This is a genomic window from Pseudomonas allii, assembly GCF_055380095.1.
This window is the reverse complement of record NZ_AP039450.1, coordinates 5,392,061-5,403,835: the sequence shown is the minus strand read 5'-3', so window position 1 is coordinate 5,403,835 and position 11,775 is coordinate 5,392,061. Positions and strand designations below refer to the sequence as shown.

The 11,775-nt window shown below is 57.4% G+C and carries 9 protein-coding genes; 3 read left to right on the top strand and 6 right to left on the bottom strand.

Annotation, left to right across the window (positions count from 1 at the left end; all coding sequences use genetic code 11):
* Positions 1–3 precede the first annotated feature (3 nt).
* On the top strand, positions 4–315 hold the full coding sequence (locus tag ACZ445_RS24750) for a YqfO family protein (protein ID WP_065874547.1): 312 nt from the start codon (positions 4–6) through the stop codon (positions 313–315).
* 89 nt (positions 316–404) lie between these two features.
* Here the strand turns inward: ACZ445_RS24750 and ACZ445_RS24745 are convergent, their stop codons facing one another.
* Both ACZ445_RS24745 and ACZ445_RS24740 read right to left on the bottom strand, forming a co-directional pair.
* Positions 405–2,915, bottom strand: coding sequence for a S8 family peptidase (locus tag ACZ445_RS24745; RefSeq protein ID WP_083207109.1), 2,511 nt, complete (start codon positions 2,913–2,915; stop codon positions 405–407).
* Between the two features lie 43 nt (positions 2,916–2,958).
* Positions 2,959–3,981, bottom strand: coding sequence for an AAA family ATPase (locus tag ACZ445_RS24740; RefSeq protein WP_464707681.1), 1,023 nt, complete (start codon positions 3,979–3,981; stop codon positions 2,959–2,961).
* Between the two features lie 188 nt (positions 3,982–4,169).
* Here ACZ445_RS24740 and ACZ445_RS24735 point away from each other — a divergent pair, with 188 nt between their 5' ends.
* Positions 4,170–4,619, top strand: coding sequence for a hypothetical protein (locus ACZ445_RS24735; protein ID WP_464707679.1), 450 nt, complete (start codon positions 4,170–4,172; stop codon positions 4,617–4,619).
* Positions 4,620–4,982: 363 nt separating this feature from the next.
* A complete protein-coding gene (locus tag ACZ445_RS24730) occupies positions 4,983–5,246 on the top strand; it encodes a DUF6124 family protein (RefSeq protein ID WP_464707678.1) in 264 nt (87 codons plus the stop codon).
* Between the two features lie 151 nt (positions 5,247–5,397).
* On the opposite strand, the gene nagE is transcribed toward ACZ445_RS24730, so the two are convergent.
* Genes nagE through nagA form a run of 4 tightly spaced genes read right to left on the bottom strand, consistent with a single transcriptional unit; the run spans position 5,398 to position 11,772 of the window.
* Positions 5,398–7,095: an N-acetylglucosamine-specific PTS transporter subunit IIBC gene (gene nagE, locus ACZ445_RS24725; protein WP_464707677.1), complete on the bottom strand. Its 1,698-nt coding sequence runs from the start codon at positions 7,093–7,095 to the stop codon at positions 5,398–5,400.
* A gap of 27 nt (positions 7,096–7,122) precedes the next feature.
* Positions 7,123–9,633, bottom strand: a complete 2,511-nt coding sequence (ptsP, locus tag ACZ445_RS24720; RefSeq protein ID WP_464707676.1) for a phosphoenolpyruvate--protein phosphotransferase — start codon at positions 9,631–9,633, stop codon at positions 7,123–7,125.
* A gap of 29 nt (positions 9,634–9,662) precedes the next feature.
* A complete protein-coding gene (locus ACZ445_RS24715; RefSeq protein ID WP_179028729.1) occupies positions 9,663–10,685 on the bottom strand; it encodes an SIS domain-containing protein in 1,023 nt (340 codons plus the stop codon).
* Positions 10,666–11,772 (bottom strand): N-acetylglucosamine-6-phosphate deacetylase, encoded by a 1,107-nt coding sequence (nagA, locus tag ACZ445_RS24710; RefSeq protein WP_058423333.1) that lies wholly within the window; start codon positions 11,770–11,772, stop codon positions 10,666–10,668. Before nagA ends, ACZ445_RS24715 begins: the two co-directional genes overlap by 20 nt.
* Positions 11,773–11,775: the final 3 nt, after the last annotated feature.

The window sequence follows — 11,775 nt, the reverse complement described above, 5'->3', positions numbered from 1 at the left end:
ACGGTGTACAAGCTCGCCTTCTTCGTGCCCGACAGCCATGTGGAGACGGTGAAAACCGCCGTCTTCGCCGCCGGCGGCGGACGCATCGGCAGCTACGATAGCTGCGCCTGGCAAGTGCTGGGCCAGGGCCAATTCCGCGCGATGGACGGCAGCCAGCCGTTTATTGGGCAGGTGGGCCAGGTTGAAGTGGTTGAGGAATGGAAGGTTGAGTTGGTGGTGGCGGATGAGTTGATTGTGGCTGTTGTGGCTGCACTCAAGCTTAGCCATCCGTATGAGACACCGGCGTATGAGGTGTGGCAGTTGGCGGATTTTTAACTCGCACGCTGCAAAAACAAGAAACCCGCTGGGCCAGTTTGGTCAGCGGGTTTTTTTTTGCTTCTAAATGCCTCATTTTGGGAGGATTTTTAATGGTCCGTACTAATAGATACTTCTGGTTCGACGGAGAGGGATATTAGATTGGCAATCTCTGTATATAGTTGTACGTCTTCTTCAGTTGATGAAATCGAAACTACAAGGCTATAGCGACTACGACTGTTACACCTCCCTAAATGAGGTCTATAACGCCACCAGCCAGCCACGGGATATATAGCAATTTTGTCTCGTGCGGCTAAATCAATAGCTGGGCCAGTCCAAACGTCGCTATGTATCGATCCAGCAGCGACATGTTTTGAACCAAAGGTCCAATTATTGTCTGATTCGGCAGGCGGAGGATTTTTCTCTAGGCGCTCCAGCTTATTTATACGGTGCCTGAAGGCTGCCTCAGTCTCAGATTTTCTTTTTAGGTCGAATCGTAGACCGAATGATTGATATCTGGCGGGAACAACTTGCGCCATCTCTCCTGGGCTCGGCTCTACAAAGTAAGATAACGTGATTTTAAGCTGAACTTCACTATTCTCTAAACGCTCCAGTTCAGCCTTTGGCCAAGGAAGATCGTAATAATGGACTTCGTTGAAATGTGGCTCACCCTTTTCTCGACCGTTATCATCACAATCCCTGATAAAAGGTTGTATATATGTTTCGGAAATTAGTGCTAGATCATTTTGCGCAGAGGCAAGGGCGCGTTGCAATTGTGGAACGCCGTATCCAAAGTGCCTGGCGAGTAACACACGATCCTTTTTGCTCTTTCCCTTCAGTCGGCTAAGCATTACAGGAGTCCATTGAGCACTATGAATAATTAGCGCTCGTATAGTCTCCGGCCAGAGTTTTGGATGATGGGCCATTATAGCAGCAGCCAGACCCGCTGCTTGGGCAGTAGCTGAGCTAGTCGCCCAAAACTCTTCCACAGGATTATTAGTAAAATCCTTTCCTGTAGTAAGGATAGATAGGGAAGGTATGCCTGAAATTATTTGTCGTCCATCAGGACTTATAGCTTTGTTCCCCGCTTCAAAAACTACTTCCGGTTTGATTGGCGTTTTGGAGTGCTCCCAGTCAATTGAGGCACGGCTATATGGGCTGTGATCGCCAACGTTAGCTACTGGGTGCCAATCTTCATATCCGGGTTGGCTTTGCAAATCTACTTTGTCTGTGAATCCGCCTACAGCTAAAGCATTCCAGGCTTGCGCGGGATCTTCAATTGGAAATTCGTATAGATCTGATACATCCTCAGGATTTGAAGAGTCAGGAATGTTTCCTGCCGAGAGAATGAACAGGCGCCTAGGTCCCAATTCTCCATCATCATCAAAATCGCCAACCATAGAACCGGAGCAAATTTGGTCGATTGAAGAGCTCCACGTCGTAGGTCTTATACCTGAAACATGCTCGTTGGATACTGCCATACAGTAAACGCGATTTCGTGTCGGTGCTCTTGTTTCAGCAAGGCTTACTGCGGACTGGGTAATCACTCCGTAGCTTGAGGGACTGTTTCGCTCCCATCCTCGTGGAGGTAGAAACTTAACAGACTCGATCTTCGCGTTTAGGTTAACGCTTCTCTGGTCCGCAAGCGAGTAAGTCAGATCCCCAAATAGCACCGCTCCTGCCATGTTGGTCCCATGACCATGGTGATCATCGCTGCCCCAGTCAAGATTAACAGACTGACAATCCTCAAGTGAGATCGCTGGTTGTAAAAGAGGATGTGCGTGATTTACTCCGTTATCGAGAATGCAGACCGAAGGGCTGTCAGCTGCTGGAGGTTTAATGCGTCCTGAGAGATCGGAGGTCCAATGAAATTTATCTTTGGGAGGTAACCGAGTAAAAAAATATGGGTTGTCAGTAGCTCCTCTAAGCTCCTCAACTCCATCAGAGTTATTTGTAAGAAGTGATATTTCCAATGTATTTGCGTAAATAAGTAGTACTTCTGTGTCTGGAAAGCTGAGATGGTTTTCACTTACTCGTAATTTGAGAGTTTGACAGATGCGACGTAGCTGGTCGACTCTTGTAGGAATGCACCAGCACTCCCACCACAATTGTTTAGAAAGCCCGGCTGGAAAGGGGCGCGAGTCTGTCCATAAAGTTTCAAGATTTCCAAGGGTAAATTCGTTTACTGATGAGAATTTGCTATCGTTTTTTGCGTTTCCTTTAGGTGTCTTTTCCTCCGCATATTCTCTTAGTTTTTCACCTAGGAAATCAACTGCATCTATTGGGACGTATAAGGCACCTATGGCGCCGCCATCCTCGGAAACTCTTAGCGCGGAAAGTCTAATGTTTTGAGTTTTCCAGTTAAGGTCTGAAGGTACGCTACCCGACTCAAAGATAACTTCAAGGTACAACCCAGGCGAGCCCTCACAAATATCGGAACTGAAATACCCGTTCTGCCCAGAAAACGCAGTTATTGCTAATTCGAATTTTTCCCTGAGACGGCTCCCATGACCCTCTCCGCGCTCTGAAGATAGGCCACTCATGTCCTTCTGTGGGCGTTGATAAGGACGACCACTTTGGAATTTTTCAAATCGGAAATGCGGAAGCTCGTACGACGCCATTTGGAATTTTCCATAAATCCATGGCTCTGCTCGCTTACTTCTGCTAGCTAGAGCTCAAGCCTGACAAAGTATTCTTAAGTGTGTGGCGTTGTTGTAGTGCGTTCGATATTTGTTCGGTAGACGCATTTTTAGCGTCATGAAGAACCAAGTCTTTAATGACTTCTGCTGCCGCTTGGCTTAACTCAGCCTGACTAAGCCCCGCTGCAGCGGATGCGATTTTTGCCCATGATATTCTTTTGGGTAGAAAAGCGTGCATACGCATTTCGAGAACTGCTTTAATACCATCTGAGTTGGGTAGCGCATATTCGATAATGTCATCAAATCTACGAAATAGCGCTTTGTCGAGTAGCTCTGGGTGATTGGTTGTTGCTAGTACTAAACTATCAGTGCTATTTGACTCTTCTAGAAACTGTAGAAAAGAGTTTAGTACTCTGCGCATCTCTCCGACGTCGTTATCAGCATTTCGACGACCGCCGATGGCATCAAATTCGTCAAATAAGTAAACGGCACGCACTGTTGCAATATGATCGAAGATTAACCGAAGCTTTGACGCGGTTTCACCCATGAATCGGGTGATTACCGACTCTAATCTGATAGTGAACAATGGTAACCGTAACTCTCCCGCTAAAACGGATGCAGTAAGCGTTTTACCTGAACCCGGAGGCCCAACTAGCAGTAGTTTTGAACTGGGGACTAAGCCGTGACTTCGAAGTTTGTCCCGTTGACGCTGCTGGTGTATAAGCCGGTCGAGGCGTGCTCGTTTCGGATCATCCAGAATCAAATCCTGAATTTGTGTTTTGGGATAAGCTACTGACAGTAAGTTTTCCAGATCTCCTCTCGGTTTGGAGATAGGAATCGCTACCTTCTGGTTTTGCAATGACTGAGCAGCCTTAGCGGGGCTGCGCTTTCGAGCCGTATCAACAAGTGTTTTCAACTCGTCCGCGACGTCTTTTCGTCCACGGCGCGCCTCTGCAGCAGCAACCTGTAGAGCGATAGATAGGAATTGCTCCTCGTCACCTTGATTATGGCTGCTTAGCAGAGCAATGATTTGTTGGGCCGTAGCCATTGGAGCGCCTTCCCTGTCTGGACGATGGGCTACTGGTTCTGGTTGGCATTCTAGTCCATCAATCAAATCTGGCCTACCCACGGTCGTCCGATTGCGATCGTTCCAGAGTCTTCCGACAAAATGGCGGGATTGCGGTTAGGAAACCAGTTCAATAGTCTCTTTACCTCATCTTAAAGTCGAGAAAGGCAATGGCGAATTTTCTCAATAGCTCTCCCTGCCTTCACTCCGCCTTGAGGATTTTGGTCAAAAAGCCCCTGGACCATGCTGACGACGTTGCCCTGATCAGTGCGGCGAAAGCGGTGTGGTACTCCGACGAGGATCTTGTGGGTGAAGTGAAAATATTTCTGAAAGGGTGCTCCAGTGAATTGGAAGTGCGTCGCGCAGGCTATTTGCTTGAGCGCTTCACACGCTTTTCTTGTGCGACAGATAGTCGGGTAAAGGAAGCGTTGAAAGCGCTTGAACTGTTTTCAGCGTCCAAGCAATACGTGAAACCACAAGGTGCTGTTGCGTTGCGTAGTCGTCGTGACGAACTGGCAATGTCCTGGGGGGTGAGTGAGGGACTGGGTTTGAAGGTTCAGACCTTAATGCCGTTTCAGACCCGCCACTACGCAGCCGAACAGCGGGTGGCGTCTGCCTAGGTATCGACAGCTATCAAAGAACCCGGCTTAGCCGGTTTTTTGCTGTCTGCGATGTCTTCAGCTCTAGGAGATTTCCGACAAGCCTTTCAGGTTGTCCGTCGGAACTCGCACAACTAACCTTCGTCAGTCGCTGCCAATTCAGTGACCGGGACTGCAAGCCCGCCGAAACCTCACCAGTTAGTTACAAGCGCCTTTATAATTGCGGCGCTTTTTCATGGTCGCCATTTATGGCGGCTGTGTGCGGGAGACCTTCGGGTCTACCGAGACTTGCTGGTGACTCTCGGTCTTGCAGGCCCGCACACAGCTGCCACCCATCATCTGCAAGTGATGCTGGTAGTCCTTACTTCACACCAGAGGTTTACCATGATCAAAGACAGCCCAAACCCCCCGTCAGATTCCCAACCCACCGACCAAATTTTCACCGTCCTAACCAACCTGAACAGCGAAACCCTGCTCGCCAATGCTTCCCAAGACCTGGCATCCGTGCAGGCACTGGCGGGCAATCTGGCTTTTGACGTCGACGGCCCGCAGCGAGATGCAGTGCTGGGGATTCATCGGATGGTGGAAGGTATCCAGTTGATGGTCGATCGGGTGTTGGACCTACAGGAAGTGCCGATCGGCAACTGACCACACCCACTCTGTGGCGAGGGAGCTTGCTCCCGTTGGGGGGCGAAGCGCCCCCAAAACCTGCCACAGAGTTCTTTCGGAAAGAATGGGTGTTCTGAGCGAAGGGCTGCTGCGCAGCCCAGCGGGAGCAAGCTCCCTTGCCACAGGGTGATCAGGCGTTGATTGGGCGGGTAACCAACCGCTCCAACGCCTCACCCAATCCTGACGCCTTGTCACCAATCAACAGGTGCCAAACACCGCTTTCCAATTGGCTTACGCCCTGGCAACCGAGTGCAGTAAGTTGAGCTTCGGACAATACAGAATCATCCCCCAGCTCTACCCGCAACCGCGTCATCGCCACGGCTTCCAACTGCCGCACATTCCCCCGGCCGCCCAAGGCACTCAACCACTTCTCGGCTTCCTGCACATTCACCGCCACCGGCTTATCCACAGGCGCAACCGTCGCCGGCGCATTGGCAACAAACGAAGGCATCGCCAAGCGAATCTCATCAGCAATGCTATCCGCCATCGGCCCGACCACCACCTGCAAACTCCCGCCGTTCCCCGGCCGAACCACAGCCATGGCGCCCAGCGCTTTCAACTCCGCATCCACCGCCTTGTTGCGATCCACCATGTCCAACCGCAGGCGCGTGGTGCAGGCGCCAACGCTCAGCAAATTCTGCGCACCGCCCAAGGCCTGGATGTAGGCCGTAGCGCGCTGGTTATCCGTCATCACCTCAGCCTGCACCACCTGGATATCTTCCCGCCCCGGCGTTTTCAGGTTGAAGCGGCGAATGCAGTAGTTGAACACGCTGTAATAGATCAGCGCATAGGCCAAACCAACCGGGAATACCAACCAGCCGTTGGTGGACTTGCCCCAGCCCAGCACCATGTCGATAAACCCACCGGAGAAGGTAAAGCCCAGGTGGATATTCAGCATATTGGTGACCGCCATCGACAGGCCGGTCAGCACCGCATGGATCAGGTACAGGAACGGCGCGAGGAACATGAACGCGAACTCAATCGGCTCGGTCACCCCCGTCAGAAACGAGGTCAACGCCATGGACAGGAAAATCCCGCCCATCACTTTACGGCGCTCCGGCAGCGCATTGCGGTACATCGCCAGGCACGCGGCAGGCAGACCAAACAGCATCACCGGGAACATGCCGGTCATGAACTGGCCGCCTTTGGGGTCGCCGGCGAAGTAGCGGGTCAGGTCGCCGGTCACCACGGCACCGGTCACCGGGTCGGTAAAGGTGCCAAACACAAACCACGCCATGTTGTTGAGGATATGGTGCAGGCCGGTGACGATCAGCAGGCGGTTGAACACGCCAAACACGAAGGCGCCGAGGCTGCCGCTTTCCATCAGCAGCACGCCGAAGCTGTTGATGCCGTGCTGGATCGGCGGCCAGATCAGGCCAAAGATCACGCCCAGCGCGACCGCCGAGAAACCCGTAACAATCGGCACGAACCGTCGCCCACCAAAGAACGCCAGGTACTCCGGCAGCTTGATGTCCTTGAAGCGGTTATACAGCCCGCCCGCCATGAGGCCGCTGGCGATACCGGCGAGCATGCCCATGTTGATGGTGGTGTCCATTACCTTGAGCGTGGAAACCATCACCAGGTAACCAATCGCCCCGGCGAGACCCGCCGTGCCGTTGTTGTCGCGAGCGAAACCCACGGCGATGCCGATGGCAAAGATCAGCGCCAGGTTGGCGAAGATCGCCTGCCCGGCGTCGTGCATCACCGCGATGTTCAGCAGGTCGGTGTCACCCAGGCGCAGCAACAGGCCGGCGATCGGCAGGATCGCAATCGGCAGCATGAGTGCGCGGCCCAGGCGTTGCAGGCCTTCGATGAAATGTTGGTACATGGCGAGTCTCCTTTTTTCTTGTTGTTGTCAGCTCAGCGGCCAGTGGTGTTGACAGGCTTGGCGAACGGCCTTGGCGCTGCTCAGGTCGAGCAGGCCCTGGCTCAGTTGCCGGCATTGCGCCGCGTCCAGGTGGCGGACGCGGTCCTTGATTTCTCCGATCTGCGGCGGGCTCACCGACAGCTCGCTGACCCCCAGCCCGACCAGTACCGGCGTGGCCAGCGGGTCGGAAGCGAGGGCACCGCACACGCCGACCCAGCGCCCGTGTTTGGCTGCCCCGGCGCAGGTCTGGGCGATCAGCCGCAGCAGCGCCGGGTGCAGCGCATCGACGCGGGCGGCGAGGCCGGCGTGGTCGCGGTCCATGGCCAGGGTGTACTGGGACAGGTCATTAGTGCCGATGGACAAAAAGTCCGCGTGCCTGGCCAGTTGCTCGGCCATCAGTGCGGCGGCAGGCACTTCGATCATCACGCCCAGTTCGGGGCGCTGGGTCAGTTCCAGCTCGGCGCACAACTCGTCCAGGCGTTGGCGGATCTGCAGCAGTTCATCCACTTCGCTGACCATCGGCAGCAGGATGCGGCAGCGTTCCAGCGGGCTGACTTGCAGTAGCGCCCGCAGTTGCTGGTCGAGCAGTTCCGGGCGCACCTGGGCCATGCGGATACCGCGCAGGCCCAGCACCGGGTTGGCCTCGACCGGCAGTGGCAGGTAGTCGAGTTGCTTGTCGCCACCTACGTCGATGGTGCGGATGATCACCGACTTGTCGCCCATGGCATCCAGCACGGCCTGGTAGGCCTGGCGTTGTTCCTGTTCGTCCGGTGCGGTGCGCCGGTCGACAAAGAGAAATTCGGTGCGCAGCAGGCCGACGCCATCGGCACCGTTTTCAAATGCCACCTGGGCTTCGGCACTGGAGGCGACATTCGCCGCGACTTCGATGCCCACGCCATCGGTGGTACGCGCCGGTTGTTGGGCCTGCGCTTGTTGCTGCTGGCGTCGCAGTTTTTGCGCGTCGCGAATCTGGTGTACTTCGGCGTGGCGTGCGTCGCTGGGTGCCAGTTCCAGGCGGCCGTTGGCGGCGTCGAGGACCACCCGTTGGCCTTGGGGCACGTCGAGTACTTCGGCGCCCAGCGCGACTACACAGGGCAAGCCTTTACCGCGGGCCAAAATAGCCACATGGGAAGTGGCGCCGCCTTCGGCCATGCAAATGCCGGCGGCGTTTTGCGTGCTCAGTTGCAGCAGATCGGACGGGGTCAGTTCATGGGCGCTGACAATCGCACCTGCGGGCAATTCGAAGTGCCAGGCTTCGCCCAGCAATGCACGCAGTACCCGTTGTTGCAGGTCGCGCAGGTCGTTGGCGCGTTCGGCAAACAAAGGTTTGCCCAACGCCAGCAACACGGCACATTGCGCCTGGATCGTGTCGCGCCAGGCATGAGTGGCGGCGCTGCCGTGCTCGATGGCGCCGGTGGCGGCGTCCAGCAGGGTCGGGTCTTCCAGCAGGGCGAGGTGGGCGGCGAAGATGTCTTCTTCTTCAACGTTCTTGCGCTGGCGGGCGTGCTCCAGGGTGCTGCGGATTTCGCTGCGCACCTGCTCCAGTGCGGCGTCCAGGCGTTGCAGTTGCTCATCGGCAGCATGCTTGCCGGTGTCTACCGGCAGTTCGATACCGGTCAGGCGAAACAGCGGCCCGCAGACCAGGCCCGGTGCGGCACACACGCCTTGCAATACACCGACTTCGGTATTGAGCCGACGGGGCGCGGCGACGACTGGGGTGTGGTGCTCTTCCTTGACGACGGCTGACAAGGCCGCAACCACCGCCTGCATCGCCGCCTCGGCATCCTTGCCGCGACAGCTCACGCGCACCTCATCCCCTTCGCCAATACCCAGGCCCAGCAAACCGATCAGGCTGTCACACGAGGCGGTTTTATCGCCGAAGTGCAGCGAGGCCTGGCTGCTGAAACCCTGCGCAGCCTTGCGCACCAACGCCGCCGGGCGGGCATGCAGCCCACCGCGATGGGTGATACGTACGTTGGCGCTGGCTTCACCCGTCGAGTTATCCACAGACGCCGAAACCGACGCGGCCAAACGCGCCACGATCTGCAACAACGGCTCGCCGACCTTGACCGTTTTAGCCGCCAGCGAGCGCAACTCGAAGCGCTCGCCATTGGTCAGGATGATCAGGCTGACCAGGCTCTTGCACTGGCGCGCAATGCGGTCCAGATCAAATTGCACCAATGCCTGGCCCTTGCTTACCCGCGCGCCGTCCTTGACCAGCAAGGCAAAGCCTTCTCCGTTCAGTTCCACTGTATCGATGCCCACATGCATCAACACTTCGGCACCGTTATCGGCACGGATCGTCAGCGCATGCCCGGTGCGGGCGACGTGGATGATCACGCCGTCACATGGCGCATGCAGGCAATCATTCAGTGGGTCGATGGCAATGCCGTCGCCCATGGCGCCGCTGGCGAACACTTCGTCGGGAACGTTGCCCAGGGCCAGCACCGGTCCGCTGAGGGGGGCGCTGAGGGTCAGGTCATTATTGTTGTTGGACATGGGCACGGTACTCATCAGGAAAACGCCACTCAGTGAGTGCGGGTAACTTTGCTCAGGTGACGCGGCTGGTCCGGGTCCATGCCCCGGGCTTCAGCCAGGCCAGCGGCCATGACGTAAAAGCTTTGGATGGCCAGGATCGGGTCCAAACTCGGGTGTTCGGCGCGGGTCAGGGTCAGGTCGCGCTCGGCGATGTCGTCCGGCGCGGCCAGCAACACGCGGGCACCGCGTTGGCGCATATCGGCGGCCAGGCTCAACAGGCCCGCCTGCTCGGCGCCACGCGGGGCGAACACCAGCAGGGGGTAGTTATCGCCAATCAAGGCCATCGGGCCGTGGCGCACTTCGGCGCTGCTGAAGGCTTCGGCCTGGATCGCCGAGGTTTCCTTGAGCTTGAGCGCGGCTTCCTGAGCGATGGCAAAACCGGCGCCTCGACCAATCACCATCAGTTGATGGCAGTCGCGCAGGGCGTCGATGGCGACCGTCCAGTCCTGCTTGGCGGCGGCACGCAGTTCGTCCGGCAAGGCGCGACAGGCTTGGAGCAAATCGGCTTCCTGGTTCCAGTGGCCGATCAACTGCGCGCTGGCACTCAGGGTGGCGATAAAACTTTTGGTGGCGGCGACGCTTTGCTCCGGCCCGGCGCACAGCGGCACATGGAATTCACAGGCGGCTTCCAGCGGCGAGTCTTCGGCGTTGACCAGCGAAATGCTCAGGGCGCCGCGTTTGCGCAGCAGGCGCAGGCTGTTGACCAAGTCCGGGCTCTGGCCCGACTGAGAGAAACCGAACGCCACTTGGCCGCTGACTTTCATCGGCGCTTGCAGCAGGGTCACCACCGACATCGGCAGCGACGCCACCGGAATGCCCACGTGTTGCATGGCCAGGTAGGCGAAGTAGCTGGCCGCGTGGTCGGAGCTACCCCGGGCGATGGTCATCGCCACTTGCGGCGGCTGGCGGCGCAGGCGGCCGGCGACTTCTTCCAGCGTCGGGTCCAGGCGTTGCAGTTGGGCGGCGACGGCGTCGCAGGAGGCCAGGGCCTCTTCAAGCATTTTTGAAGTCAATGGTTTCTCCTTCGACCATTACGTCGGTGAGTGTCAGGGTGCGGTCCAGGCGTACGCAGTCGGCGAAGCTGCCGGGTTGCAGGCGGCCGCGTTCTTCCAGGCCCAGGTAGTCCGCAGGAAATTGCGACAGGCGTTGTGAGGCTTCGCTGATGGGCAGGCCGATCTTCACCAGGTTGCGCAGCGCCTGGTCCATGGTCAGCGTGCTGCCGGCCAGGGTGCCGTCGGCCAGGCGCACGCCGCCCAGGCATTTGGTCACGGTGTGGCTGCCCAGCTTGTATTCACCGTCGGGCATGCCGGCGGCGGCGGTGGAGTCGGTGACGCAGTACAGGCACGGGATCGAGCGCAAAGCCACGCGCATGGCGCCGGGGTGCACGTGCAGCAAATCCGGGATCAATTCGGCGTACTTGGCGTGGGCCAGTGCGGCGCCGACGATGCCTGGCTCGCGGTGATGCAGCGGGCTCATGGCGTTGTACAAATGGGTGAAGCTGGTGGCGCCGGCAGCAAGGGCGGCGACGCCTTCTTCATAGCTGCCCAGGGTGTGGCCGATCTGCATGCGCACGCCGCGTTCGCTGAGGGCGCGGATCAAGCCGTCATGCCCGGCGATCTCCGGAGCGATGGTGATCACGCGGATCGGTGCCAGGCGCAGGTAGGCTTCCACCTCGGCCATCAACGCGGTGTGAGCGAAGTTGGGTTGGGCGCCGAGTTTTCCCGGATTGATGTAGGGACCTTCCAGGTGTACACCCAGTACACGGGCGCTGCCCGTCGGACGCTGTTCGCAGAAGGTGCCGAGTTGGCCGAGTACGCTGGAAATTTCATCCACCGGTGCAGTCATGGTCGTGGCCAATAGCGATGTCGTGCCAAAACGCACATGGGTGCGGGTGATGGTCTCGAAGGCTTCAGCGCCTTGCATGATGTCTTTGCCACCACCGCCGTGGACGTGCAGGTCGATAAAACCTGGCAGCAGGTAGGGCCGGTCGTTGTCAGCCGGGTCGCAGGGGGCGCCTTCGATGGCGATCACTTTGCCGTGCTCGTGCACCAGGCGGCCGCGAATCCAGCCGTTGGGCGTGAGGATGTTGTCTTCGGACATGGG

What these genes read in the sequence shown, in the direction of transcription:
- ACZ445_RS24745 (WP_083207109.1), bottom strand. Translation starts at nt 2,915, where the DNA reads ATGGCGTCGTACGAGCTTCCGCATTTCCGATTTGAAAAATTCCAAAGT.
- ACZ445_RS24740 (WP_464707681.1), bottom strand. Translation starts at nt 3,981, where the DNA reads ATGGCTACGGCCCAACAAATCATTGCTCTGCTAAGCAGCCATAATCAA.
- ACZ445_RS24735 (WP_464707679.1), top strand. Translation starts at nt 4,170, where the DNA reads ATGGCGAATTTTCTCAATAGCTCTCCCTGCCTTCACTCCGCCTTGAGG.
- ACZ445_RS24730 (WP_464707678.1), top strand. Translation starts at nt 4,983, where the DNA reads ATGATCAAAGACAGCCCAAACCCCCCGTCAGATTCCCAACCCACCGAC.
- nagE (WP_464707677.1), bottom strand. Translation starts at nt 7,095, where the DNA reads ATGTACCAACATTTCATCGAAGGCCTGCAACGCCTGGGCCGCGCACTC.
- ptsP (WP_464707676.1), bottom strand. Translation starts at nt 9,633, where the DNA reads ATGTCCAACAACAATAATGACCTGACCCTCAGCGCCCCCCTCAGCGGA.
- nagA (WP_058423333.1), bottom strand. Translation starts at nt 11,772, where the DNA reads ATGTCCGAAGACAACATCCTCACGCCCAACGGCTGGATTCGCGGCCGC.